The organism is Nocardia neocaledoniensis (genome assembly GCF_003182135.1).
GTDB lineage: Bacteria > Actinomycetota > Actinomycetes > Mycobacteriales > Mycobacteriaceae > Nocardia > Nocardia neocaledoniensis.
On record NZ_QGTL01000006.1, the window covers coordinates 176,636 to 201,734 of the forward strand.

At 66.8% G+C, this 25,099-nt stretch carries 20 protein-coding genes; 12 read left to right on the plus strand and 8 right to left on the minus strand.

Annotated elements, in window-relative coordinates:
* Positions 1-50: 50 nt before the first annotated feature.
* Positions 51-2,276, plus strand: a complete 2,226-nt coding sequence (locus DFR69_RS18370; RefSeq protein ID WP_110038813.1) for an MMPL family transporter — start codon at positions 51-53, stop codon at positions 2,274-2,276.
* A gap of 128 nt (positions 2,277-2,404) precedes the next feature.
* On the opposite strand, the gene DFR69_RS18375 is transcribed toward DFR69_RS18370, so the two are convergent.
* Genes DFR69_RS18375 through DFR69_RS18385 form a run of 3 tightly spaced genes read right to left on the minus strand, consistent with a single transcriptional unit; the run spans position 2,405 to position 5,708 of the window.
* Entirely contained in the window at positions 2,405-3,118 is a 714-nt protein-coding gene (locus DFR69_RS18375; protein ID WP_110038814.1) for a hypothetical protein, read from the minus strand.
* The gene (locus DFR69_RS18380) at positions 3,118-4,179 is read right to left on the minus strand and encodes an alpha/beta hydrolase (protein WP_110038815.1); all 1,062 of its coding nucleotides are present in this window, start codon (positions 4,177-4,179) and stop codon (positions 3,118-3,120) included. The genes DFR69_RS18375 and DFR69_RS18380 overlap by 1 nt, the downstream gene beginning before the upstream one ends.
* Complete coding sequence (locus tag DFR69_RS18385) at positions 4,176-5,708, minus strand: flavin-containing monooxygenase (RefSeq protein ID WP_110038816.1); 1,533 nt, start codon at positions 5,706-5,708, stop codon at positions 4,176-4,178. Before DFR69_RS18385 ends, DFR69_RS18380 begins: the two co-directional genes overlap by 4 nt.
* A gap of 320 nt (positions 5,709-6,028) precedes the next feature.
* Between DFR69_RS18385 and DFR69_RS18390 the strand changes: the two genes are divergently transcribed.
* The 5 genes from DFR69_RS18390 to DFR69_RS18410 all read left to right on the plus strand — a co-directional run bounded on the left by DFR69_RS18390 (position 6,029) and on the right by DFR69_RS18410 (position 12,641).
* Complete coding sequence (locus tag DFR69_RS18390) at positions 6,029-7,126, plus strand: Zn-dependent alcohol dehydrogenase (RefSeq protein WP_110038817.1); 1,098 nt, start codon at positions 6,029-6,031, stop codon at positions 7,124-7,126.
* Positions 7,127-7,190: 64 nt separating this feature from the next.
* The gene (locus DFR69_RS18395; RefSeq protein ID WP_244198336.1) at positions 7,191-8,588 is read left to right on the plus strand and encodes an APC family permease; all 1,398 of its coding nucleotides are present in this window, start codon (positions 7,191-7,193) and stop codon (positions 8,586-8,588) included.
* Between the two features lie 43 nt (positions 8,589-8,631).
* Positions 8,632-9,669, plus strand: coding sequence for a dihydrodipicolinate reductase (locus DFR69_RS18400; protein ID WP_110038818.1), 1,038 nt, complete (start codon positions 8,632-8,634; stop codon positions 9,667-9,669).
* Between the two features lie 64 nt (positions 9,670-9,733).
* Complete coding sequence (locus tag DFR69_RS18405) at positions 9,734-11,170, plus strand: gamma-aminobutyraldehyde dehydrogenase (RefSeq protein WP_110038819.1); 1,437 nt, start codon at positions 9,734-9,736, stop codon at positions 11,168-11,170.
* A 232-nt stretch (positions 11,171-11,402) separates the two neighbouring features.
* Positions 11,403-12,641, plus strand: coding sequence for a PucR family transcriptional regulator (locus DFR69_RS18410; protein WP_110038820.1), 1,239 nt, complete (start codon positions 11,403-11,405; stop codon positions 12,639-12,641).
* A 72-nt stretch (positions 12,642-12,713) separates the two neighbouring features.
* On the opposite strand, the gene DFR69_RS18415 is transcribed toward DFR69_RS18410, so the two are convergent.
* From DFR69_RS18415 to DFR69_RS18425, 4 genes are all read right to left on the minus strand, one after another.
* The gene (locus tag DFR69_RS18415) at positions 12,714-14,078 is read right to left on the minus strand and encodes an NAD(P)/FAD-dependent oxidoreductase (protein ID WP_110038821.1); all 1,365 of its coding nucleotides are present in this window, start codon (positions 14,076-14,078) and stop codon (positions 12,714-12,716) included.
* A gap of 339 nt (positions 14,079-14,417) precedes the next feature.
* Positions 14,418-14,699 (minus strand): 4-coumarate--CoA ligase family protein, encoded by a 282-nt coding sequence (locus DFR69_RS34005; protein ID WP_146229315.1) that lies wholly within the window; start codon positions 14,697-14,699, stop codon positions 14,418-14,420.
* 273 nt (positions 14,700-14,972) lie between these two features.
* Positions 14,973-15,539 (minus strand): hypothetical protein, encoded by a 567-nt coding sequence (locus tag DFR69_RS18420; RefSeq protein WP_110038985.1) that lies wholly within the window; start codon positions 15,537-15,539, stop codon positions 14,973-14,975.
* 468 nt (positions 15,540-16,007) lie between these two features.
* On the minus strand, positions 16,008-17,348 hold the full coding sequence (locus DFR69_RS18425; protein ID WP_110038822.1) for a tyrosine-type recombinase/integrase: 1,341 nt from the start codon (positions 17,346-17,348) through the stop codon (positions 16,008-16,010).
* Between the two features lie 1,726 nt (positions 17,349-19,074).
* Here DFR69_RS18425 and DFR69_RS18435 point away from each other — a divergent pair.
* The 3 genes from DFR69_RS18435 (at position 19,075) to DFR69_RS18445 (ending at position 21,644) form a co-directional block, all read left to right on the plus strand.
* On the plus strand, positions 19,075-19,305 hold the full coding sequence (locus DFR69_RS18435) for a hypothetical protein (RefSeq protein ID WP_110038823.1): 231 nt from the start codon (positions 19,075-19,077) through the stop codon (positions 19,303-19,305).
* A 684-nt stretch (positions 19,306-19,989) separates the two neighbouring features.
* Positions 19,990-20,787, plus strand: coding sequence for a DUF2637 domain-containing protein (locus DFR69_RS18440; protein ID WP_167456315.1), 798 nt, complete (start codon positions 19,990-19,992; stop codon positions 20,785-20,787).
* Positions 20,788-21,092: 305 nt separating this feature from the next.
* On the plus strand, positions 21,093-21,644 hold the full coding sequence (locus DFR69_RS18445) for a hypothetical protein (RefSeq protein WP_146229316.1): 552 nt from the start codon (positions 21,093-21,095) through the stop codon (positions 21,642-21,644).
* On the opposite strand, the gene DFR69_RS34010 is transcribed toward DFR69_RS18445, so the two are convergent.
* Positions 21,629-22,108 (minus strand): hypothetical protein, encoded by a 480-nt coding sequence (locus DFR69_RS34010; RefSeq protein WP_146229317.1) that lies wholly within the window; start codon positions 22,106-22,108, stop codon positions 21,629-21,631. The genes DFR69_RS18445 and DFR69_RS34010 overlap by 16 nt on opposite strands.
* 276 nt (positions 22,109-22,384) lie before the next feature.
* Between DFR69_RS34010 and DFR69_RS18450 the strand changes: the two genes are divergently transcribed.
* The 3 genes from DFR69_RS18450 (at position 22,385) to DFR69_RS18460 (ending at position 25,077) form a co-directional block, all read left to right on the plus strand.
* Positions 22,385-22,960, plus strand: a complete 576-nt coding sequence (locus tag DFR69_RS18450) for a hypothetical protein (RefSeq protein ID WP_110038826.1) — start codon at positions 22,385-22,387, stop codon at positions 22,958-22,960.
* A 570-nt stretch (positions 22,961-23,530) separates the two neighbouring features.
* Positions 23,531-24,298, plus strand: a complete 768-nt coding sequence (locus DFR69_RS18455) for an amidoligase family protein (RefSeq protein ID WP_244198337.1) — start codon at positions 23,531-23,533, stop codon at positions 24,296-24,298.
* Complete coding sequence (locus DFR69_RS18460; RefSeq protein WP_244198338.1) at positions 24,286-25,077, plus strand: class II glutamine amidotransferase domain-containing protein; 792 nt, start codon at positions 24,286-24,288, stop codon at positions 25,075-25,077. The genes DFR69_RS18455 and DFR69_RS18460 overlap by 13 nt, the downstream gene beginning before the upstream one ends.
* Positions 25,078-25,099: the final 22 nt, after the last annotated feature.

Consider the following 25,099-nt stretch of genomic DNA (forward strand, 5'->3'; position numbering starts at 1 on the left):
CCTCAGGTTTGCCTGGGAGCGTCGGTGGCGCAGGAGGAAGAGGAGTCGGTGTGTTCAACCGTTGGGGCGATCTGGTCGGTCGCTGTCGTTTCGTCGTCATCGCGGTCGTCGGTGCCGCACTGCTGGGACTGGGCGGGTACGGGCTCGGATTGTCCGATCACCTCACCTCCAGCGGGTGGGACGACCCCGGCTCCGAATCCTCGCAGGGCTCGCGGATCGCGGATCAGGCGTTCGGGCGCGACCACACCGCCGATGTCATCGTGCTGTACAACGCTCCCGACGGGAAGACGATCGATGATCCGGCATTCAGCGGCACGGTCGTCGACAGCCTGAACCGGGCACTGGCCGAACACCCTGACCAGATCGACAAGATCAACGGCGCCTACTGGCGAGTGGGCGACGCGCCCGCGGTGCCGTCGGTGTTCGGATCGGCCGACAAGAAGCACGCGTTCGCGTCGGTGGCGCTCGTCGGCGACAACGACACCGACCTGCTGCGCAGCTACCGGTCGGTGAGCGACGCCTTCCACATCGACGGTGTCGACGTGGAAGTCTCCGGGCTGCAAGCGGTCGGCGGCACGCTCAACGACACCATCGCCACCGATGTCCACCGGATGGAACTGCTGGCCATTCCCGCGGTCGCGGTCCTGCTGTTCTTCGTCTTCGGTGGCGTCGTCGCCGCACTGCTCCCGTTGATCATCGGCGGGCTCACCATCGTGGGCGCCAACGGCATCGTCATGGCCATCACGAATGTCACCGAGGTCAACTCGTTCGTCTCCGCTGTGGTCTCGATGATCGGTCTCGGCCTGGCCATCGACTTCGCGCTGTTCATCGTCAGCCGGTTCCGCGAAGAACTGGCCAACGGCCACGACACGCACACAGCGGTTCGGCGCACGGTGACGACGGCCGGTCGCGCCGTCGTCTCCTCCGCGACGATGATCGTCGCCAGCCTCGGCGGCATCCTGCTGTTCCCCCAGGGTTTTCTGCGCTCGGTCGCCTACGGCACCATCGCGACCGTGTCGCTCGCCGCGCTGACCGCGGTGACGATCCTGCCCGCGATGCTGGCTGTGCTCGGGCCGCGGGTGGACATGCTCGGCAGCAAACGCTTCCGCAGGACCAAGTCCGCCGAGGAGATCGAGAACAGCTTCTGGGGCAGGCTCCCCCGGTGGGTGATGCGGCGCCCCCTGCAGGTCGCCGTGGCGGTCGTCGTCGGACTGTTGTTGCTGATCATCCCGATCAGGAACCTCGCCTTCGGCGGCATCAACGAGAAGTACCTGCCACCCGACAACAGCACCCGGCTCGCGCTCGAACACTTCTACGAAGTGTTCCCGCTGAAGAAGACCGACCCGATCCAGCTGGTCTTCGTCGGCGAGGACACCACCGCCATCGGCGCGGCCTGGAAACAGGCCAACCAGGCGCCGGGGCTCGTCGGCCAGTTCGGTGTGCCGAGCAACACCGGCTCCAATGATCCTGCGGTGTACCGCACCTCGGCCACCCTGGTCGATCCGACCGGCAACGCCGAGCCGACCATCGACTACCTGCGCGCGATCGACGTGCCCGACGGGGTGCGGATGTATGTCGCGGGCCAGCCCGCGATCATGGCCGACAGCATCGACAGCCTGCTCGACCGGATGCCCCTGATGATCGCGCTGGTCCTGCTGGTCACCACCGTGCTGATGTTCCTCACCTTCGGCTCACTGGTCCTGCCGATCAAGGCGGCGCTGATGAACGCCCTCGGACTCGGTGCCACGCTCGGCATCCTGACCTGGATCTTCATCGATGGTCACGGCGCCGGCGTACTGAACTTCACGCCACAGCCGATCAGCGCACCGGTCCTCATGCTGATCATCGCGGTGATCTACGGACTGTCCACCGATTACGAGATCTTCCTGGTCTCCCGCATGGTCGAGGCGCGCGCCCACGGGGCCACGACGACAGAGGCGATCCGCACGGGCACCGCCCAGACGGGGCGCATCATCACCGCGGCCGCGCTCATCCTGCTCGTCGTGACGGGCGCGTTCGCGTTCTCCGATCTGGTGATGATGCAGTACATCGCCTACGGCATGATCGCGGCGCTGATCATCGACGCGACGGTCCTGCGCATGCTGCTCGTCCCCGCGATCATGAAGCTGCTCGGCGACGACTGCTGGTGGGCGCCCCAGTGGGCGAAGCGGATTCAGCAGAGGGTCGGTCTGGGCGAGCACCTTCCCGACCGACACCGGCCGACCAACCACGCTGCTGTCGGCGACGGCGTGCACACCGTCGGCGGTCAGCGCTGATGCCTGGTCGGGCGTGCGGTTCCAGGCTCCCTGGAACGGCCTTCGCGTCGGGAAGATTTCGGCCCGCGGCGAGCTGTCCTGCGCGTGCGCTGGGTGCACAGCCTGTCGCGGGCCGACCGGCGAACTGATCAAGCCGTTGTCTCTCGCGCGCTGATGCCTTCCCGGGCCGACGTGCGCTCGTCGGTCTGCGTGTCGATCCGTTCGAGTGCGAAGTAGCCGCGCGAGAAGGTCACGATCATCAGTGCCCAGATCGTCAGCGAGATGATGTAGAACAACGTGTGGTCCGAGTCGTCGCCGGGGATCGGGAAGTAGTCGTAGATGATGGCCACGAAGGCGCCGAGCGCGGCACCGAGCGCCACCCACGTCGCATTGCCGCGATCGCCCGCGCGCCACAGCTTCGGCACCATGTAGACGAACACGAACAGTGCGGCGGCCAGGTTCATCACGAGGTAGAAGATCGCCCAGCTCGGTTCCACCGCCCGGGGTTCGAGGGCGCGGTTGAGGCCCACCGCGATACCGGCGACGATCGCCAGGGCCTCCACCACCCAGCTCGGGCGGTATCGGTGCGTCACCGCCATCAAGCCGAGGATGAGGATCACCGTCATACCGAACGATCGGGAGAAGGCGTCGAAAAAGACCATGGCGTGGTAGCTGAGGCTCTCGTGGTCCACGTTGATCGCGGCGAGATACAGCACGTTCACGCCGGACACCGCCATCACGACCCATTCGAGGCCGAGGAGGAAGTTGCGGTTGCCGCGCAGCAGCTTGATGCCGTAGTAGAAGCCGGCCCCGACCATCGCCAGGTCGGCGAGCAGGACCAGGATCATGCGGGTGGTGCTCATCAGAACTCCTCGAGGGTGGTGCGAACAGCGCCGGTGACCCGGTCGAGCGCTGCGCGGGCCGTGGGGCTGATGCGGGTCATCGAGAGGTAGCCGTGGACGAGGCCGCTCTCCCGGAAGACACGCACCGGGACGCCTGCCTCCTCGAGTCGCGCGGCGTAGGCCAGCGCCTCGTCCCGGAGGGGGTCGAAACCGGCCACGGTGATCAGGGTCGGAGGCGCGCCGGACAGGTCGTCGGCGAGGATCGGCGAGACCCGCGGGTCGACCGCGTCTGTCCGGTCCGGCAGGTACATGTCGGTCAGCCAGTCGATCTGCTTGGCCGACAGTGCCGCGTTGTCGGCGAACTCCTTGCGCGAGGCGTAGTTTCCCACCGCGTCCACGACCGGGTACATGAGCACCTGCAGGAAGGGCCGGACCTGCTCGCCCGCCACGACATCGGCCAGCACGGCACAGAGGTTGCCGCCCGCGCTGTCGCCGAGCAGCACGATCCGTGCGGGATCGATCCCCCACTGGGCGCAGTGCTCGACGGCGAACCGCCACGCGGTGACCGCGTCGTCGACGGGGCCGGGGAACGGGGATTCCGGCGCCAAGCCGTACTCGACCGAGAGCACGTTGACGCCCGCACCGTCGGCGATCAAGCGGGCGGGCACGTCGTAGTCCTGTCGGCTGCTCAGGACGAAACCTCCGCCGTGCAGGAACAGGACCAGGGCTTTCGAGGGTGTCGCCGGCCGGTACATGGTCGCGCGCAGACCGGTCGGCATCACGATCTCCGGCTCCACGAGCACGCCCGCGGGCGCCTTGTCGGCGAACACCCGCGAGTCGTTCGCGACGATCGCGCGGGCCTGCTCCGGAGTGCCGTCACTGAAGTCCGGAGCGCCCGCGGTGGCTTTGAGCAGTAGCGCGATCTCGGGGGCCATCACCTCGCCGTCGGCGTTGACCACCCGCGGCGCGAGCCGCCGGAGCAGACCGCCGGGGAGGCCGCCGAGCGCGGTGAACGCGGCGCGCTGCACCCGCTCGGCAACGCTCAGGGCGACGGGCGCCTGTCCGGGCGCGGTCACGATCATGGCCGTGCTTCTTCCATGACGGTGCGGCCGCTGAGCTCGCGCTCGAGGCGGGAGCTGAACCGCAGGTGCGCATCGATCACGGAGCCGCGATACATCTTCCGGTCATCGAGGAAGACGTTTTCCGTCTTCCAGGGCATGGCGTCGCCCTGGCGCGGCAGGTCGTTCTTGGCGCGCTGCATGTAGCCCGACTCGAGGTCGAGCATGGAGCGGGTGCCGACGCCGTCGGGTGCGTGCGGGACGGCGGTGTCGTAGCCGTGGGTGTCCATGTGGCGCAGCAGCTCGATGATGCTCCTGCCGAGCAGCCCGATCTTGAGCGTCCAGGACGACTTGGTGTAGCCGATCGCGTTCATCCAGTTCGGCACGCCGGACAGCATCATGCCGCGGTACACCACGGTGTTCGGCAGGTCGACGGGACGCCCGTCCACGGTGAGGTCGATGCCGCCGAAGAGACGCAGGTTCAGCCCGGTCGCGGTGACGATGACGTCGGCGTCCAGGTGCTCGCCGGACTCGAGTTCGATGCCGGTGGCGGTGAACCGGCGGATACGGTCGGTCACCACCGAGGCGCCACCGTCGCGGATGGACTTGAAGAAGTCGCCGTCGGGCGCGAGGCACAGGCGCTGTTCCCACGGGTTGTACGGCGGGTTGAAGTGCTTGTCGACGTCGAAGCCGACGGGCAGCTCCTTGACGTTGACGCTGCGGATGAAGCGGCGGGACGCGTTCGGGAACCGGGTCAGCAGCTGGACAACGGTCCAGTCGGTGACGATGTTCTTCCACCGGGTGGCCAGGTAGCCGCCACGCTCGCCGAGCAGGCGGGTGAGCTTCAGACTCAGTGCGTCCACCCGCGGCAGCGTCAGGATGTAGGTCGGCGTGCGCTGCAGCATCGTGACGTGCGCGGCCGCGCCGTCGCCCTGCAACATCGACGGGATCAGCGTGATCGCGGTGGCGCCGCTGCCGATCACCACGACCTTTTTCCCGGAGTAGTCATAGCCTTCGGGCCAGTGCTGCGGATGGATGATGTCGCCGGTGAAGTCCTCGCGGCCCGGGAACTCCGGGGTGAAGCCCTTCTCGTAGTCGTAGTAGCCGGTGGCGCCGAACACCCACCCGGCCTTGACGACCTCACGGCGCACGGTGCCGTCGGCGTCCGTCACGTCGACGTTGAGCAGCCAGTGGGCGTCATCGCTCGACCAGGCGGCCGAGACCACCTTGTGCCGGTGGCGCACGCGATCGGTGAGGCCGTACTCCTCGACGGTCTCCTCGAGGTAGTCGAGGATCAGCGGGGCGTCGGCGATCGCGTTCTCGTTCTTCCAGCTCTTGAACTCGTACGCGAAGGTGTGCAAGTCCGAATCGGAGCGGATGCCGGGGTACTTGAACAGGTCCCACGTGCCGCCGATCGAATCGCGCCCCTCGAGGAGCACCACCTTCTTGTTCGGGAACTCCCGGGTGATGTATGTCGCGGCGCCGATACCCGAGATTCCGCCGCCGATGATGACGACGTCGAAGTACTCCGGACCGGGTGCTGTATTGCTCATCCCCTCGTTACCTTCCTGTGCCGAACGAGTCGTGAGGTATTCAGGTTGCCGGTCCCTGTGTGGCGCCCACCACATCGAATCTCAGCGTCTTGTGCGGCGCCGTGGTGGAAATCTCACCTCTCCCGGCTCGCGCCGCACGACGACGTGCGCTCGGAGTGCAACCTGCACCGCTTCGCCCGGTAAATGGCTGAAACATGCTGTGGCAGATCCGCCCACCGAGCCGTCACAGTGAGATCCCCGCCACACCGCTTCAGCAGCCGATCCATGACGGACAGCGTCGCGGTTTCGCCGATCACATTGCCCCGCAAAGGAGTCGAGTCATGCGCGCCGCGTTGTTCACCGACAAGGACACCTCCGTCGAAATCACCGACATCGACCTCGCAGCGCCCGCGCGCGACGAGGTCCGCGTCCAGGTCACGGCGGCGGGGGTGTGTCACTCGGAACTGCATCTCGTCCGCGGTGAGTGGCCGGTCCCCGCGCCCCTGGTTCCAGGGCACGAGGGCTCGGGTGTGATCACCGAGGTCGGCCCGGGTGTCACGCACCTCGCGGTGGGCGACCACGTCGTGCTGTCGTGGAACCCGTACTGCGGACAGTGTCGCGAATGCCTCGCCGGGCGCGAGACCCGCTGCCACCAGGTCGCGACGGTCATCAACGCGACCGGCAGCCTGCTCGACGGCACCAGCCGGCTCAGCCGTGGTGGGCAGCGCGTCAACCACTATCTCGGAGTGTCCTCGTGGGCCGAGGAGGTCGTCGTCCCCGCGACCGGCGCGATCAAGATTCGCGACGACGCGCCGCTCGAATCCGTCGCGCTGGTGGGGTGCGCCGCCGCCACCGGCGTCGGCGCTGTCGTCAACACGGCCGAGGTGACGGCCGGAGCCACCGTCGCGGTGATCGGCTGCGGCGGAGTCGGACTCAACATCGTCCAGGGCGCCCGCCTGCAGGGCGCGGAGCGCATCGTCGCCGTCGATCTCTCCCCCGAACGGGCCGCACTCGCGAAGACCTTCGGCGCGACCGACGCGATCGGCCTCGACGGTGCGGACGCGGTCGAGGCGTTGCGCGACCTGATGCCCGACGGCGTGGACTTCGCCTTCGACGCGATCGGGCACGTGACCACCACCGAGGCCGCGATCCGCGCGCTCGCTCTGGGTGGTGCCGCGGTCGTCGTCGGACTCCCGGCCGCGGGCGCCACGGCCTCCTTCGAGCCGCTCGCGCTCGCCGAGATGGACGCGCGGATCCTCGGTTCCAACTACGGCAGCATCCGGCCGCAGTTCGACATCCCGAAGCTCGTCGACCTGTACATGAGCGGCGAACTACTCCTCGACGAGCTGATCACCGCCCGCAGGCCGCTCGACGAGGCGGCGCAGGCGCTGTCGGATCTCGCCAGCGGTGCCCAGCTGCGCCAGCTGCTGATCCCCTGACCGCGGCAGCGCGGCGAACCATCTCATGAAGGAAGACATGACCACCAGGCCCCACGAGAGCTCTGTGTCAGAACGTCCGGCCCGCCTGCACGGCAAGCTCGGTGTCCTCTCGATCTCGCTCATCATCATCGCGGGCGCGGCACCGCTCTGCGTCGTCGGCGGGCCGATGGCACTCGGACTGGCGCTCGGCAACGGGGCGGGACTCCCGGCGGCCTACCTCGCGACGCTCGCCGTGCTCTTGCTCTTCGTCCTCGGATTCACCACCATGACGCCGTTCGTCCGGTCAGCGGGGGCCTTCTACTCCTACGTGCACGCGGGGCTCGGCCGGGTGGCCGGAATAGGCACCGGCTACCTGGCCGTGCTGTCCTACACGTGCATCTACATCGGGCTCTACGTGCTGCTCGGGATCGGCACCGACGCGCTGGTGACCACGTACGGCGGACCCTCGATGCCATGGTGGGTCTGGGCCGCGGTCGGGCTGGCGATCATCGCCTTCCTCGGCCACCGCAACGTCGAGGTGTCGGGGAAGGTGCTCGGCGTCCTGCTGGTCGCGGAGGTCGGCCTCGTCGTCGTACTGAACGCCGCGATCCTCCTGCGCGGCGGCGGCCCGGAGGGCCTGTCCGACGGCGTCGCCTCCCTCGCGGACGCCTTCAGCGGCGCGCCCGGCGTGGCTCTCATCTTCGCCGTCCTCAGCTTCATCGGCATCGAGGCCGCCGCCGTGTTCCGCGACGAGGCGAAGGACCCCGTCCGCACCGTGCGCCGGGCGACCGTCGTCTCCGTGACCGTCGTCGGCCTGTTCTACGCGGTCACCTCGTGGGCGGTGATCAGCGGAATCGGTGACAGTCAGGTCGTCGCTGCCGCCACCGCCGATCCCGAGGGCCTGCTGTCCTCGGTCGCGCTGCAGTACCTCGGCCGGGTCGGCGCGGACCTGATCGTGCCCCTGTTCGTCACCAGCACCTTCGCCGCGGCGCTGACCTGGCACAACATCCTGTCCCGGTACACCCTCTCGCTGTCGTCGCGTGAGCTGCTCCCGCGCCGCCTGGCGGCGGTTCACCCGGAACACAATTCGCCGCACCGCGGATCGCTCGCGGTGGCGGCGGCGGTGGTCGTGGTCGTGGCGCTCGCCGTCGCGATCGGCCTCGATCCGATGAGTCAGCTCTACACCTGGACTTCAGGGCTCGGCTCGGTCGGCTACGTGATCCTGCTGGTGCTGACGTGCTCGGCCGTGCTGGTCTACTTCCGCCGCGAGCCCCACGAAACCTCGGCCTTGCGGACCCTGGTCGCACCCCTGCTCGGCCTCGGCGGACTGCTCGTGATCCTGGCGGCGATGCTGCTCAATCTCGACCTTCTCGCGGGAGCCGAGCAGAGCGTCTCCGTCGCCATCATCGCGCTGCTTCTCGGCGCCCTCGTCCTCGGCCCCGTGGTCGGGCGACTGCGACCGACCGCGGGAACCCAGGAATAGCCTTCGCCGACCGGCAACCCAATCTCACTGAAGGACAAGATCTTTGACGCACACCATCGTCATGGTCGGCCTCGGCGCCACCGGGCTCGCCATGGCCGAATCCCTGCTGCGGCGCACCGACGTGCGGATCGTCGGCGCAGCCGACCGCAATCCCGCCGTCGCAGACGCCGACCTCGGAACCCTCGCCGGCCTCGGCGCGAGCGGCGTCACCGTCATCGACGAACCCTCCCGCCTTCCCGCGGCCGACCTGGCCGTCGTGGCAACGACCTCGGACCTGAACCTGGTCGTCGACACCCTCGTGCCGTTGCTCGAACGGTCCTACAACGTGATGAGCATCTGCGAAGAATTGTCCTACCCGTGGTCCAGCCACCCGCATCTCGCACGACGCCTGGACCAGGTCGCGAAGGCCAACGGCGTCACCGTCGTCGGTACGGGCGCGAACCCCGGCGTCCTGATGGACACCCTCCCGCTCCTGCTGACGACACTCACCCAGCGGGTGGAGCGGGTAGTCATCCGCCGCCGGACCAACATGTCGCGCTACGGCGCGATCCTGTCCAAGTTCGGCCTCGGGCTCACGCCCGCGCAGTTCGACGAGGCGCAGGCCTCCGGAGCGGTGGTCGGCCACTACGGCTTCGAGCAGGCCATCAGCGCGCTCGCCGCCGGTCTCGGCTGGTCGCTCGACGAGATCGTCGTCGGCCAGGTCTCCCCCGCGATCGTCAGCGACACCGTCCGGACCGGCGACCACGTCGTCGTCGAGCCGGGCCGGATCGCCGCCGTCACCCACGCCGCGCGCGGCACGCTGGGCGGTCGAACGGTGATCGACCTCGAGATCATGTTCGGCTTCTTCGACGGCAGCGACCCGGTGAGCGCGGGCGACGACTACCGCATCGAGGGGACCGACCAGGTGATCGAGCTGTCCTCACCCGTCGGCTTCGAGTCGTTCGTGAGCACGATCGCGGCCGCGGTGAACGTCGCGACCGCGGTCGTCGACGCTGCTCCCGGATTCCTCTCCATGGGCGACCTCCCGGTCGCGCGGATCGCCTCGAAGGGCACCCTGCTGGCCGAGGCGGCCCCGGTGTGACTCCTCGACCGCGCAGCATCCATCCCTCCGCCTGACCCACCGCGAACGACACAAGGAGATCACCATGCTCGACCCCAATGACTACAGCGCGAAGAACCTCGTCAACGGCGAACTCGTCGACGCCGCATCCGGACGGCTGCTCGACGTCCTCGAACCCGCGACCGGTGCGGTTCTGGCCCACGTTCCCGCCAGCGGACAGGAGGACGTCGAAGCGGCCGTGACCGCTGCCGAGCAGGCGTTCCGCTCGTTCCGGCGCACCACCCCGGGCGAACGTGCCGAGATGCTCCTGGCCCTGGCGTCCAAGATCGAAGAACACGCCGAGCAGATCGCGGTGCTGGAGTCCCGCAACGTCGGCAAACCCCTCCCGGTCGCCCGCGACGAGGTGCCCTTCGCGGTGGACAACCTGCGATTCTTCGCGGGTGCGGCGCGGACGATGGAGGGCCGCGCCGGCGGTGAGTACCTGCGCGGCTACGAGTCCTACGTGCGCCGCGAGCCGATCGGCATCGTCGCGGGCATCGCACCGTGGAACTACCCGCTGCTCATGGCGACCTGGAAGATCGGTCCGGCCCTGGCGGCCGGGAACTGCAGCATCCTCAAGCCCTCCCGGCAGACCCCACTGACCGCCCTCTACGTCGCCGCGCTCGCGCAGGACATCTTCCCGGCCGGTGTGTTCAACGTGCTGTCGGGGTCGGCGGCCGACATCGGTGACACCCTGGTCACCGATCGCCGCATCGGCCTGGTCTCGCTGACCGGCGACACCAGCACCGGGCGGCACATCGCCGAGGTGGCCGCGGCCCACCTCACGCGAACGCATCTCGAGCTGGGTGGCAAGGCGCCGGTCATCGTCCTCGACGATGCCGATCTGGACGCGGTCGTCGCGGGCATCGCCACCGCCGGGTTCGCCAACAGCGGCCAGGACTGCACCGCGGCGTGTCGGGTGATCGCCACCCCGGGAATCTACGACCGGCTGCTCGAGGCGCTGGTCCCCGCGGTCGAGGCGATCCGGGTCGGCGATCCCCATACCGACGGCGACATCGACATGGGTCCCGTCATCTCGGCCGCGCACCGGCAGTCCATCCTCGACGTCCTCGCCAAGACCGACGGCACCCTCGTGACCGGGGGCAAGGCCCTGCCCGGCGGCGGCTTCTTCCTGGAGCCCACGGTGGTGGCGAACCCGAGCCAGGCGGACGTACTCGTGCAGACGGAGCAGTTCGGCCCCGTCGTCACCGTGCAGCGTGCGGCCGATATCGACCAGGCCTTCGAGTGGGCGAACGACGTGGAGTTCGGCCTGGCGTCGTCGATCTGGACACAGAACCTCAACCACGCGGCACGCGCGGCACGCGACCTCGACTTCGGCTGCGTCTGGGTGAACGACCACATGCCCGTCCTCTCGGAGATGCCCCACGGTGGGTTCAAGCAGTCCGGATACGGCAAGGACATGTCGATCTACGCGCTCGAGGAGTACACCCGCATCAAGCACGTGATGACCAAGACGGACTGACAGCCTCAGCTTCGCACGATCGTCGATCGCGACGGCTTCGTCATCCTCGAGGGCCTGCCCGCCCCCGGCCGGTCACGGTACCCGCCGGGGTCGCCCGGCCTGTGGCAGGTCGACTACCGCGAGCTCGGCGAGTACCCGGGGCTCGACCGACTCGTGCGGCGCGCGTCGACCCGATCGCCGGGGCCGGCGGCGCATACTCGTTGTCACGGCGAGCGATGGAGGTTCCTGGACAATGACCGTGGAGTTCGGCGAACTGTGGCCCGCGCCCTCCGACCGGGTGCGCGAGCTCTTCCGCGATGTCGCCGAGACCATGCTCGCCAGGCACAAGGAGATCCTGGCCGACATGGAGGAGGCGGCGCTCCGGGATCCCCGTTACCTGGAGATCTCCCAGGACCCCGTGCTGGCCGAGGCCAGCGACCGCGTCGGGGTCTTCACCCTCAAGAAGTGGCTGACGTCGAACATCGCCGCACCCGGCGTGCGGGTCCCGCCGGCGGACAGTGCGGAGACGCGTACCTACGCGCGCAATGTCGTTCTGCGCGGCCTCACCACCGACGAGGTCACCTCGTGGCGGGCCGGACAGTACGTCGTGTGGCGGTGGTGGCTGGCCGAATGCTTCAGGGTGGCAGGCGATCTCGAGGAACTCGAGGAGCTCGTGGCGGTCTCCGCCTGCTCGCTGACCACCTCCGTCGACGACGCCATCGCGGCACTGGCACAACAGGTCGACGATGTCCGCGAAGAATTCGCCGGCGGCGCGCAGCTGCAGCGCTACGCCACCGTCGAATTGCTGCTGCAGGGTGCCGACATCGCGCCGGCACGCGCCGAGGCCCAGCTGGGATACGCGCTGACCGGCTCGCACATCGGCGCTGTGGTGTGGACGGATTCGGAGCGCGACGCGCACGCCCTCGAAGCGGTCAGCGAGCAGTTGATGCGGGCCTGCGGCGCGGAGGGTCGACTCACCGTGGTGGCGGGAACCTCCGCGCAGTGGCTGTGGATTCCGTCGAGAACTGTGCCGCCCGCCGCCGATCTCGAGGAGATGCTCAGTCGGCACCCCCGTGCTCGCGTGGCGCTCGGCCGCGCGGCATCGGGTATCAACGGATTCCGGCGAACTCACCTGGACGCCGCGGCGGCGCAACGCCTGCTGTCGCGGCTCCGCTCGAATCTGGCCGTGATCCGTTACGAGGACGTCCAGATGATCGACTTGATGTCGGCCGATGTCGGACAGCTCGATCAGTTCGTCACCGATGTCCTCGGCAAGTTCGAGGCCGCGAGCCCGGTCCTGCATCAGACGGTGCTCACCTACGTCGCGGAAGGCCTCAACCGGTCGAGTACCGCGGATCGGCTGTTCACGCACCGCAACACGATCGACCGGCGTCTCGCCCGTGTCGACGAACTCCTCCCCCGCCCCTTCGCCGACCGGCCGACCGAAGTAGCGACGGCGTTGATGGTTCTGCGGATTCGCGGCACGGGCTGACCGCCGCCCGCCCGCGACGGCGGGGTCGCCCCGCGCTCCAGCTGCCCGAGCTGGAGCGGGGGCGCCCTCACGTCAGCGCTTCGCGCGTCCTCGGCGACGCAGCTGCCGCCGCGCCAGCGCCTTGCTGCCACTGAAGAAGTCGTTCATCCGGTCCAGGCTCCAGACGAGCCGCAGCACGAACGGGTTCATGACCAGGTCCATCGATGCCGGGTACTTCGGGGCGTCCGACCAGATGCCCGCGAGGTCCTCCGGCATCTCGTCGTCGACGATGTAGTCGGCGAGCATCTTGCCCACATACGGAACCTGACACAGGCCGTGGCCGTTGCAGGCCATCGAGTAGTAGACGTTGTTGCCCACCTGGCCCGCGACGGACAGCCAGTCCGCGCTGATGCCGATCCAACCGCCCCACGCCTGCGCGATGGACACGTCGGCCAGCGTCGGGAACCGGTCGGCCAGGTCAGCCGCCATGTCCTTCACAAGGCTCGGGGACGGAACCCGATCCGGCAGCGGGTAGCCCGGGCCGCGCTCCGGCCGACGGACCCCACAGACGATGGTGTTGCGCTCGGTGAGCCGGTAGTGGGTCATGACCTGGTGCTGGGTGATGATGCCGGACCGGCTGGTCCACTCCAGTTCGGCGAGCCGCTCAGGCGCGATGGGTTCGGTCTCGATCTCGATGACGTACAGCGGCACCGAGAGGTTCTTGGGCGTGATGTCCCATTCGCCGCCGTAGGCGCTCGTCGCCAGCACCACCTTGTTCGCCCGCACAGTGCCGTTCGGGGTGGTGAGTTCGACGATGCCGCCCGTCCTGCGGACATCGCTCACCGGGGTTCGCTCGTAGAGCTCGACGGGCGAGTCGAGTACGGCTCGCCGTACACCGCGGGCGAGTTTGCCCGGGTTCAGCATGCCGCCGATGGTCTCTCGCATGCCGCCAACGAAGCCGGTCGGAAGGCCGAGCTGCTCACGGTTGCCGACCGTCCCCTGCCCGCCGACAGAGCGCAGAATCGCCGCCTGTGTGCGGACCCTGAGCATCATGAGCGGGGAGATCGCACCCCACACCAAGCCGTTCGCCACATAGTCGCAGTCGATGTCATGGGTCTTCATGAGATCTTCCACGTAGTGGCCCGCATGCTCAGCCAGCTTGGCCATCACCGAGAGCTTGCTGCCGGAGAACAAGCCGAGCATCCGCAGGTCCCCGCCCGGCGCCCCGGCGATCTGGCCGCCGTTGCGCGAGGCCGAGCCGTAGCCGCAGAACTCGGCCTCGAGCAGGACGACCTCCTGGCCGCGCTCGGCGAGGCGCAGGGCGGTCGCCATTCCACCCATGCCGCCGCCGACGACGGCGATGTCGCAGGTGAGGTCGCCGTCCAAGGCGGGTCGCACATCGTCCGGTCGATCGATCCAACCGGTGAAATTGCTGTACCTGGTGGCGTCGGTTCTCATGCTTTTCTGATCTCCCTCGAATCGTGGTATGACGGTGCGGTGGAAGCCGCGCTGAGATCACGTAACGGGTCCGTTGTCGGCGCACGAACTATTCCTCCACTATGGCCATCCCTTCGCAGGGTCACCATGGTGGAGTCGTGGCATGTTCGCGAGGTTCGCGGTGCACATTGCACACGCGTCCGTTGACGATTTGCGTGCAGGTTGGTAGTCCCATGCCTCACGCTGCTGCGCGGAATCTCGTTCGCACAGGAGAACATTCGCTGGGCGAAGTTTCGCCCTGGCCGCGACCGGCGTGTCACCTCGGACGTCGGAGTCCGGCCCGAATCGCGTTGTCGCCCATCAGTGCCCGGCTTCGCGCTGACGCAGTTCCCTGCGCAGGATCTTGCCGGTGACCGATTTCAGGATGGCGTCGACGAAGCTCACGTGCCGGATCTTCCTGAAGCCCGGTTCCTGTTCACGCTCTCGTCCGTCTTGCCGCACGCCGAGATCGACACGCCCGCAGCGGGTATCGCGCGGGCGTGTCGATGTGGCTGCGTCAGCTCGCGCCGCCTCGCCCGCTTCGGTCGAAGCGGTGGCGGCTGCGCGCTGCCCTGGTGGACTGGTCGACTTGGCGAGAGACACCCTGCCGACATCCTCATCCAGCCAGAACCCGAATCCTCGACCTCGATGAAGCTGTCGAGGTCAGCACCGAACGACGACGACGTCGCCCGTGCCGACACAACCGCGGGCCGCGCACTCCCCCGCCACCCGGAACACGACATCCTTCGCTCCCTTCGCCGCCGTCGCCTCGGCGCGCGAATCGAGCGACATTCCCGCCTGACTCCCGGCAACGAAACATGCCTCAGCACTGCCGGCGTGGGAGTTCAGGTCGTCGCGGCCACGGTGGCGAGGTACTCAGGCCATCATGCTCAGCAGCCCCAGATCCTCGGCCAGTGCGCCGTCCTGCCCGAGCGCGATGAAATCGGCCTCGACATCAGCGCGGGCCAGCTTGCCCGCCCGCACCGCTCGATAGCGCACATAGGACCAGAGGAAGACGTCGAGGTTGTCGAAACGGGTCCCACCCTCGAGCACGTCCTCCTCGTGGAACCACACCGCGACCTGACCGTTGGTGAGGACGACGTAGAGATTGCCGCCGCCGTCGGCGCCGAGGGAGAACACGTCCTCGTCGGTGAGTTCGGTGGTGTAGTCGCCATCGAGAATAGTGCAGTCGTTGCCGGCGAAGTCGAACGCGTAGGACCAGTCGAAGATGTCGAGGAACTGTGGCAGCCCGCCGGAGCGGACCCGGCGATCGAACGCCGCCAGTGCCGCGGCATCGGCAGGAGCCAGCTTCTCGAGAAACGGCGCGACCGAACGGGTTTCGGCGGGAATGGCGACCAGTTCGGCGTCAGGGAACCAGCGGGCGAGGTCGGCATCGAGGCCGCGATCGGTGTAGCCGACGAGATCGGCGAGGGTGAGCGTCACGCCCGGATTGTAGAAACAGCGTCCGACATCCGCGCGCCGCATCGGCATCCGCCCTCACAGGTCGAGACTGTGGCTGTGGCAACGGGATACATCCGCGGCGCCTGCGGTTTCAGCTCGGATGATCACGGAAACCAGCTCGTAGACCACTTGTGGCGAGTTGCCCGCTGTGACCGTTTTGCGGGTGACGAGCCGGTACACACGGTGATCTGTTGTGACGACAGCGGCCCCGCCCCAGATTTCTCCGGAGCGGGGCCGCTGATGAAAAGTGCAGCTAACAGCTACTTTTCACACACTCGACAGTCCTACTTCTGCGCGGCCTTGTACTCGCGACGACGGCGGTGCAGGATCGGCTCGATATAGCCACCGTGCATCAATCTCTGTCCTGACCTGGACTTGTTCCCGCACGACGGTCGACTTGTGACCGTTTTGTGGACGTTTTGGGCCCGGGGCCCGCAGATTCACCGATCCTCACCGCGCATCAGCCAGATCGACAACCCGACGCTCGTCCGGAACGTAGTGCCGTGCCGTCACCGGAGAATCCACCTCGTGGCCGAGGATCAGCCGAGCAGCCGGCAAGCCGTACTTTTCCGCCACCCGGGTCGCACGGGTCGAGCGCAGCGTCCTGGGCGTGGACCACCGCAGGCCGGTGCTCTTCACGATCTTGCTCCACGTCAGCGACATCTGCTCCGACCTGACCACCTTTCCCGTTCGCGACGGAAGAACCAACCGGTGCCCAGGTGCCGCGGCGATCCTTCGGCGCCGCAGCATCGCCATGCACGCGGGACCTGCTTTGATCGTCCGCATCGACCTCGCGGTCTTGGTGAACGGCTGCCGAAATGCCACGCACACCACGTCCTCGTCATCGTAGCGCGGCCAGCCTCGCGGGTAGACGATCTCATCGTCATCGAGGTTGTAGCGATCGACGATGCTCTTGACCTGATGTGCCCTGAGTTCTGTGTCGATGATGGTTCCCGCGACTGTCACCTCGCATCGGTCGTAGTCGACGTCCTCGTCCAGCCGCACCGCCAGCGCTTCGCCGGGACGAGCAGCGAGTTCATAGGCAAGGAGCGTGAAGTCCAGGTATCGCTGCTCATACCATCGGCCGGCATTGCGACGCGGGAAGTAGGCCCGCTCCGCCTGCCAGTACTCGTCCATCTCGTCCGCACTGAACGGACGCGGCTCATCTGAGAAGTACGGATTGGCATTGCCGATCCCACGACGGTTGACGGGCGCTTGCGTGCGGCCGGCGCCGTTCCGTGCCACGCTGCTCACCGGGTTGTCATCACGAAGTCCGTCGTCGACCAACAGCTGGAACGCGTTGCGAAGAATCGACTTCTGCCTGTTTCTCTTGTACGCAGTCCCGTTCATCTGTTCCAGGTGGATCCGGACATGGAACGGCCTGGTCTCCAACGCCTTCATCTTCCCCAGCACCGAACCGGCAATCGTGATCTTGCCGTCGTCACCACGCCCCTTCGTCGCGGGATTGATCTCGCGCCGATAGTGTTTGGCATTCTGAGGCCGCTTCGTGACGTCGCGCTCGTAGCGGCGAAGCCACACTTCACACAGCTCCGCCACGGTTACGTTCGCGCTGTACGTACCGATCAGCCCGGCCCGCGGCTTCCATTGTGCGATACGGTTTTTCAGATTCGCGCGAGCTCTCGGTTTGGTCTTTCCCGAGGCGTGAACCTTCGACGGCCCCCCATACGGCTCCCCCACCAGGCAGTGGATCTGGAACGTGTTGCGCTCCGCGTTCCACTTCGGCTCACTGAACTTTCCCGGGACCCCAGGCGCCAGTTCGATCTGGGACATTCGTCACCGATTTCCAGACGTTTTCGTGCGCTTCGGGCTCAGCCATCCTCTTTGACGTCTTGCGCCAGCGTAGGAAGTCCAGGGCGCGTGCGGAAGCCCTGCGACAATAGCTCTCCGATAGCTGATTTAGGCAGCACGCGGACCCTAATCATCGCCGATCGTGCACTCTTCGATGAAGGCCTGTAGTGCGTCCCACGGATAGAGGACACTGCGGCCATACTTCGCATACGCAGGCCCGCTACCACGATTCCGGTCATTGGCGAGCTTACCGACGGTGGTCCTCAGATACTCCGCCGCTTCCCTAGGGGTCGCTAACCCAGATATGCCAGCTCGACGTTCTGGAGCACCAATCGGTATCGCGGCCGCGGCGTCTGGAGACTCCACTGTCGCAGCGCGGGTTGCGTTGCGATGGCACATCAGATCGCACGCACGATCCACGCATCGAAATGCGTCGCTGCTGCCATGTTTCGATGGGCGGGGTCTGCTGGTGGCCATCTCTAGCCTCTCAGGTCAGCCCTGCTCAGTAGCTCTCCCACATTCACAGTACGCGGTGGAAACGGGCCCCGCCAGGCCTCGAAGCACACCCGCCACCGATCACGCCCCACCTCACGTGCAGCGTCCATGACCGATTCACCTCGATCCAAACCCATTCAACCCGCATTGAGCGACATCCGCCTGGACGCGGCGGAGCAGCGCCGCGCCAGAGCGCCTTGCCCCACAATGTCGTTGACGCAATGCACCGCCTGGACCAGATCGAGGCAAGCCGGATTGGATCCGTTAGCGGACGCACGAGAGGCCCTCGCGGACCGAAGCCAGAGGGGTCAACTCTGGGCTGACGGGATTGAACCATCACGACCTAGCACATCGTTCGGTTTGCAAACCAGGCTCGAACGTCCGATACTTCCCGCCATCAACATCGTTCGTGCAGTCGTCCACGTTGCACGCTCTGGCGATCACCGCAGGTGTGCATGATCGCGAGGCATGACCCTGGTCGCGAATCGGCAAGGAAGCATCCCGCATGGCCAGCTGTGGTTCACACCACATCGTCAGCGACCCATTCCCGGTTTCCAACGCTACACATCAGTGGTGCGCACATCTTCGTACGTGGGCGGGGGTGGTACCCATCACCAACACGTCTGCGTTAACTAACTGAACCCCCGACCTTCTCGGTGCGGGTAGAACGGACTACCACAGACAACGGCAAGCAACAAATCGGACATCGGATCATCGTTCTGACCTGGCGAGACAGGATCGTGAAGACAATCCTCGACAACTATCGACAACGGTGGACAACGGGGCATTCGGCCGAATTAGTGGGGACAAAGCGGGGAGTGCCTGGCGGCCCTCCCGACAGGAATCCCATCACGCGGAGCACTTCGCCACCGGCCGACAATCCTCCCGGGACACTACGGCCATGCCCCCCGTATAGGTTCCCGTTCCAGCCAGAGTGACCTCACCAGCGAAGCGGTCGCATCCGATCGGCGACCTCGCGATCACCATCGCGGCGCCGGGCGCGACGGCGTTCTCTCGTGCGTGTCCTTGGTGTGGAGCGCGGTGAGGTAGTCACCGCGGACCTCGACAAGCGCTTGACCGGAGCGGTGGTCGCGTCCTCGATCTCGCGGACTGCGGATCTGGGCTGGTAGCGGCCAGCTCGTCGCTGCCGCCTCGAGTCCGACCAAGGAAATGCGAGGGGTCGCGCACCCTGACGATCGCTTACGCTCATGGCATGTCCCGCACGGATTCAGAGCTTTCGGCAACCTTCGTACTGCCCGAGCAACCCGCTGTCGAGTACACCGTGTCGATTCGCCGCCGCAGGTTCTGGCCCGGCTGGAAGCTCACCCGAGTGGAAGTTCGTTCCCTCACCGGGGAAAGCCTCGGTGTCCTCGACTTCGCAGCCTCCAACCAGCGATTGATCCGCTACGTGCTCACGCACACGCAACCCAACGTAGCTGCCTAGCGCGGCGCAAATCTGCGCAATCGCGGGTTGGCAGGCTGCCCGATTCGTAGCAGTCTGGCGGTATGGCTTTGGATGTGACCGCGGCGGTCCAATTCGATTGCTACAGGTGATTCCCTCGGCACCGAGCGCCCCCGGCGAGGCGGCCAAGGCGGTGAGTTCGAGCAATTCGCGGCGCTGGGTGTAGGGCGGCCCGGTCTGGCCAAGCAGCTCCACGGCAAGGTCGGATCAACCACCCGAAAGCGTTCACCCAGGCCCGTATGACTGGCTATCCGACACCAAGATCGCCGCCGAAATCTATCTGCCCGGTCAGCCGTTCGCGCCGATCGACACCGACAAGGGTTTCGTGGATTCGAATCGTGGTTCGCGCATCCCAGCTTGGCTTCCTCACCGTCGAACCAGCTTTCGACCGCAGATGCACCTGTGCGGGGCCCATCGTCAGGCACCCCTCGCGAGCTAGGCCCGGCGGTGATTTCGCCCAGCGGGCAGCGGCCGCAGGGTTCGCCGATAGGCGGTGCCGTTGTTGACCCTTCACGGCCTCGATCTCGGCTGACCACGACCTCGCCGAGCGGTTCCAGCCTCACCGTGCTCGGTCACTGACCACCAAAAGCCCCCAAGCAAGGGGATCAGCCTGTGCAACCGATATCGCCATCGTCCGTCTGTAACCAGCCCGCTACGAGTGAAGACGTGCGCACGGACCGTGCGCACGTCTTCTTCTGGACCGAGCTCTGTATCGCCGCCGGAGTCAGCGTGATCGGCAACGCGACCCAGGCCGTCCTGCACACCACGGCACTGCCCGTGGTCGCAGCCACCGTCGCGGTCATTCCGCCCCTGGCGTTGCTGGCTGCTGTTCATGGTGTTGCGCTGCTCGCACGCGCCGACACCGTCTCGATCGCCGCGCGTCGCGCTGCGACCGCCCTGACCGTGGTGATCGCCGGCGGCGCTTTCTGGCTGTCGTTCACCGCGCTCCGCGCCCTGGCGATCACCGCGGGCGTGCCCGCCGGCGAAGCGTGGCTGTGGCCGCTCATCGTGGAGGGAAGCATGACCCAAAGTTCACTGGCCCTGCTGATTCTGGCGCACGCACAGCAACCCAACACCGACATCGACGCGGCATCTCAGACGCCAGCACCGCTACCCACGCTCGAACCACGCCCGACCGAGGGTGTCCGAGCAGCACTGCCCGCCGCGCCGCCGGAACCTTCCGAACCCGTCGAGGAATTCCTCGACGATCGGATCAGCTCAGACATCGACCTGCAGGCGCTGGCGACGTCGATCTGCGACCAAGACCCTGGCGGGCGTCGCGATCGTGCGACCGTCTTTGCGGTGCTGACCCATCGCTACCTCGATGACTGGAGCGCCACCCGCATTGCACGCGAACTCGGACGCAGCCGGTCCGCAGTCAGCCGGATCCTGCGAGACGCCGAACGACTGCATGCAAGAGCCGCCGCCGCCCGTGCGCACACCGATCCAACCGTGCGCACGTAGGGCCCGACTACCCGCCAGGGGGTGCGCACGCTGCGTTCGACCGTGCGCACGCCCAATACCTGTGACCGGTTGGGGCAGACACTGTTTCGACCTGTGCGCACGGGGCTGAACATTTGCCGGATGTGGTTCACACCACATCGACAGTGGCTCGGGTCCGGTGTTTGATCGATGCACGGTTCGTTGCCAGGTACCACACTTCTCGTGCTCTTCTCCAGCGAAACCATGTCCTTGGGGGACCTGTGAACTTCGATATGTCCTGTCCACAGTGCCAACGCGTCGACTGGGTCCAGAACGTGCCCGCTGTCATGTCCGACGGCACCCACGGCGGCTACAGCACCGGTACGTACGCCGGGGTCGGAATCGCGCCTGGCGGTTTGTTCCCTGTCGCTGGCACATCCACGCACGAGTACAGTCACAGCTCAGCGCTCGCGAGAAGCCTGGCCTGGCAGCCGATTCTGCCGTCGGCGAGTCGGCTGTTCGCCGTGGGCGTGGGTTTGGGCCTTTTCGTCCTTCTCCTCTACGTCCTGTGCATTGACTCGCTGCGGATCTATCCGCCGAGCGGTAGTCCCGGTCAGGTCATGGTGTACCTGATAGGGCTGTTCATGGTTCCGGTTGGGCTGTCTGTGCCGGTGGTCGCGATCCTGATCGCCGCTGTCAAGCGTTCAAATCGAAGCGGTAAGGTTCAGGCAGGACGTAACAGGGCTCGTGGAGTGTGGAGTCACGCCTACTACTGCCACCGGTGTGGTGTCGCCTACTGGCCGTATCCGACCGAGCCCGGTGTCCCGCACCGCGTCCCGCTCGCTCCAGCTCAGTTCCGTTGGCATGTCTGGAACACCGGGGGCTACGCCAAACTCTGACCTGGCGCGTCAATGTTCAGTGCGCCCTGCGGACCTGCGGAACCCACCTCGACGTCACTTCCGGGGACTAGACCTCCACCACCTGGCACCTCACCCGGATCATCCTGTCCGCCGGGTCCAGCGGCTGATTTTTCGGCCGCTCGGGCAAGAGCCGTGAGTTGCCGGAGTTGTTTGCTGGTGAGTTCGAGTAGTGCACCGATACTTGCGTCCGTCTCGCCCAACTCGCGCAGCGCCGTCACCGCTCCCGCTTGCTGACCGCGCCATCGCGTGACTTCCGCGTCGTACTCGCGTTCGAACTGTTCGATCCGCTTGCGCAGCTCGCCGACGCGCTGCTCGTGTATGCCGGTGCGCTGTCGGATCGCTCCTGCCGCGTGTAGGTAGGTCTGGACCGCGTCCATCGCCGCGGTCTCGCGGCGCCTGGCTGCCTCACGCCGAGCTTTCATCAACTTCTGGACTTCGTCCAAACGCCGAGTCGACTCGGGGTCACGCTTGGATCGTCGTTGTTTGCCAGCGGGCATCTCGATCTCCTGAGAATGGCCCGACCAGCGGCTCTCCCGCCTGCCATCCTACGCCGCAGACTCGGGACCCTCACCCCATCGTGACGGCAACATACCAGTGCTACACCCTCTTTCACCAGCCACAACCGGGCCAGTGGCGCCACGTGTTGCACCTGACGGTCCCCACTTCACTTTCCCATCACGACAGTTCCTCCCCCGGACAGTTCCGCAGAAGGGGCACCATTGACCACCGAGTTCGCCAAGTTCGAATCGATTCTCAGTGCAGTTGCCGGATCGGAGTTCACCCAAACCCTCTTCGCGATATTCAGCCAGCTGGAGTGGGCTGAGGACGAGATCCGTCGAGCCCAGCACCGTCACCCCGATGTCGCTGATGTGTTGCACCACAGCTTTCCGCTGCTGACCGCGACCGAGGAACGCATGGCCACCGAGTTCGTCTACCGGGCCCATGCCCAAGAGCTGCTCGACCGGGTCGCAACCGGGGTCTCGACCAAGCCCGGGACCTCGGTCGAAGTCGTGCTGTCGCTCATGCGTGCCAGCTTGGTGACGCCGTTGAACACCACCGCGTTCGGCCTGTACGTACGGATGTGGCGTCAAGCCGGACTGCCTGAGGTAAACGGACTCGGCGACGATGTGAGCAGGCACTACGAAGCCGTCAACGCCAGCGGGATCGATGAGTTCGAGGCGACCGCCCGCCGCAAGCTCGCACAGTCCTCCCGGGTCCTGACACTGGTCGCCTGCGAGGGCCGTCATTTCGGCGAACCGGTCGACTGCCGGCTGGCTTCCGCGCGCGCCGCCTGAGCTGCGCGGGGTCCTCCTTCCGCCAAGCTCGTTCTGTCCGTTTTCGTTCTGTCTTTCACGCCGTATCCCGGCTTTCGGGTGCGGCGTTCGTCGTTTTTCGGAAGGGGTTTTGCTGTGCCCGATCTCGATCTGCCCGACCCGTGCGGGATCTGTCGATCCCGCGACCCCGGCGTCCGTATCCCAGTAGATGGCGGCATCGTCTGTCACGGGTGCGCTCAGACCTGCGCGCAGTGCTTTCGCTGCGGGGTTCGCTCGCTCGCCCTCGCCGACAGTCCCGTCGGCCGGCGCCTGTGTTCGGACTGTGCGACCGGATTGAACCCGTGCGTGTCGTGTATGGAGGTGACGTTCACCGGTCTGCGGACCGATACCGATGGTTTCGTCTGCGGGGTCTGCGCGCACCAGCTGTTCGATCAGTGCTTCCGGTGTGAACGGTTCACACGCCACAGCCGTTACGTCGTCGGCAACCACCGCGCCTGCCCCACGTGCGCTCAGGAGCTCCGGGCGTGCCCGGATTGCGGCACGCTGCTGGCGGGGCGGCGCGGGTGTGATCGGTGCGCTGATCGGCACACGTTGTGGAACTACACCTACCGGCCCGACCCGATCTTCCACGGCACCGGCCCGTTGTTCCTCGGGTTGGAACTGGAAGTCGTTGTGCCCGAGGACTGTTTCGACGACGCGATCGCGACCGCCACCGACGCACTCGGATCGCTGGGCTATCTCAAGCGGGATTCCTCGATCCGGCCCATGGGGTTCGAGATCGTGTGCCACCCGATGACCTACCAGTACGCGCTCACCGGGTTCCCGTGGCAGGTTCTGCGCCAGCTCGCCCGGTTGGGCTGTGAGACCAGTGCCGGTGTCGGTTTGCACGTGCATGCGTCGCGGGCGGGGTTCACCGGTCCCGCCCATATTTTTCGGTGGATGAAGCTGGTCTACCGCAACTCCGACCAGGTTTCGCGGTTGGCGCGGCGTACCAGCCGCTACGCCCCGTTCGAGCTCGACACCCGTTCTCGGGTCAAGGACCTGGCCAAAGGCGCCCGGCACGCCGTGGGTTTGCCCCGCTATCAGGCGATCAACCCGCACCCGCGCGACACCCTCGAGTTGCGGGTCTTCGCCAGCTCCCTCGATCCCGGCCAGGTGCAGGCGGCGTTGGCGTTCACCGAGGCCTCCATCGCCTACACCGCCGACCTCACCGTCGCCCAGATCTGCGCGGGCGGGTGGGGCTGGGACCAGTTCACCGACTGGGTGTCGCGTCGCCTCGAATACGCGCCCTTGGTGGCCGAACTGGCCCGTCTGGCCGACCTGATCGATGAACAGGAGGGCGTGTTGTGTGCCTCTTGACCTTCATTCCCGCCTCCGTCGCGCCGGATCCGTCCGCGTTGCGTCATGGCGCCGAGGCGAACCCGCACGGGCACGGGTTCGCTGTTATCGCCGGGCCCGTGATTGTGACCGGGCACGGCATGAACGCCGAGGAAGTGATCGACCTGTTCGCCCGGGTCCGTGCCCAGCATCCGCGGGGTCCGGCGTTGTTTCATTCCCGCTACGCCACCCACGGCATCCGCACCGTCGACAACTGCCACCCCTTCTCCCTCGGTGGTGACAAACGGACCATGTTGGCGCACAACGGTGTCCTGCCCAAACGGGTGCATCCGGGCCCGTATGACTGGCGATCCGACACCCGCATCGCCGCCGAGGACTACCTCCCACGCCAGCCGTTCGGGTCCATCGACACCCACAAAGGGTTTCGGGGGCTCGAGTCCTGGCTGGGGTCATCGAAGTTGCTGATCCTCACCGTCGACCCCGCCTTCGACCAGCAGGTGTATCTGCTCAACGAGTCGAAAGGCCACTGGGACAACGGGATCTGGTATTCGAATTGGAGTCACCTGCCCTGGCCGCAGCGGTACGGCTCGCATCGCCGTTCGGTGTGTCGTAGTTGTGAGGCCGTCGACGTGCACCGGGTGAGCCGGTATTGCACTACGTGCGGGTGGTGCTTCGCGTGTGAGCATCGGTTCCCGCACTGCGAATGCCACCGACCGCGACCCCGCTCGACGCGCCACCGTGCCCTCAACCGACCGCTGCCCCTGCCGACGGCGAACCCGCCGATCCCGCCGAGCACCTAGCGGGCGGTCGTCAGCCCCAACG

Bases quoted from the DNA above. Each gene is read 5' to 3' on its own strand.
- DFR69_RS18425 (WP_110038822.1), bottom strand. From the start codon at position 17,348: ATGTCCCAGATCGAACTGGCGCCTGGGGTCCCGGGAAAGTTCAGTGAG.
- DFR69_RS18435 (WP_110038823.1), top strand. From the start codon at position 19,075: ATGTCCCGCACGGATTCAGAGCTTTCGGCAACCTTCGTACTGCCCGAG.
- DFR69_RS18410 (WP_110038820.1), top strand. From the start codon at position 11,403: ATGACCGTGGAGTTCGGCGAACTGTGGCCCGCGCCCTCCGACCGGGTG.
- DFR69_RS18445 (WP_146229316.1), top strand. From the start codon at position 21,093: ATGTCCGACGGCACCCACGGCGGCTACAGCACCGGTACGTACGCCGGG.
- DFR69_RS18415 (WP_110038821.1), bottom strand. From the start codon at position 14,078: ATGAGAACCGACGCCACCAGGTACAGCAATTTCACCGGTTGGATCGAT.
- DFR69_RS18375 (WP_110038814.1), bottom strand. From the start codon at position 3,118: ATGAGCACCACCCGCATGATCCTGGTCCTGCTCGCCGACCTGGCGATG.
- DFR69_RS18385 (WP_110038816.1), bottom strand. From the start codon at position 5,708: ATGAGCAATACAGCACCCGGTCCGGAGTACTTCGACGTCGTCATCATC.
- DFR69_RS18380 (WP_110038815.1), bottom strand. From the start codon at position 4,179: ATGATCGTGACCGCGCCCGGACAGGCGCCCGTCGCCCTGAGCGTTGCC.
- DFR69_RS18390 (WP_110038817.1), top strand. From the start codon at position 6,029: ATGCGCGCCGCGTTGTTCACCGACAAGGACACCTCCGTCGAAATCACC.
- DFR69_RS18405 (WP_110038819.1), top strand. From the start codon at position 9,734: ATGCTCGACCCCAATGACTACAGCGCGAAGAACCTCGTCAACGGCGAA.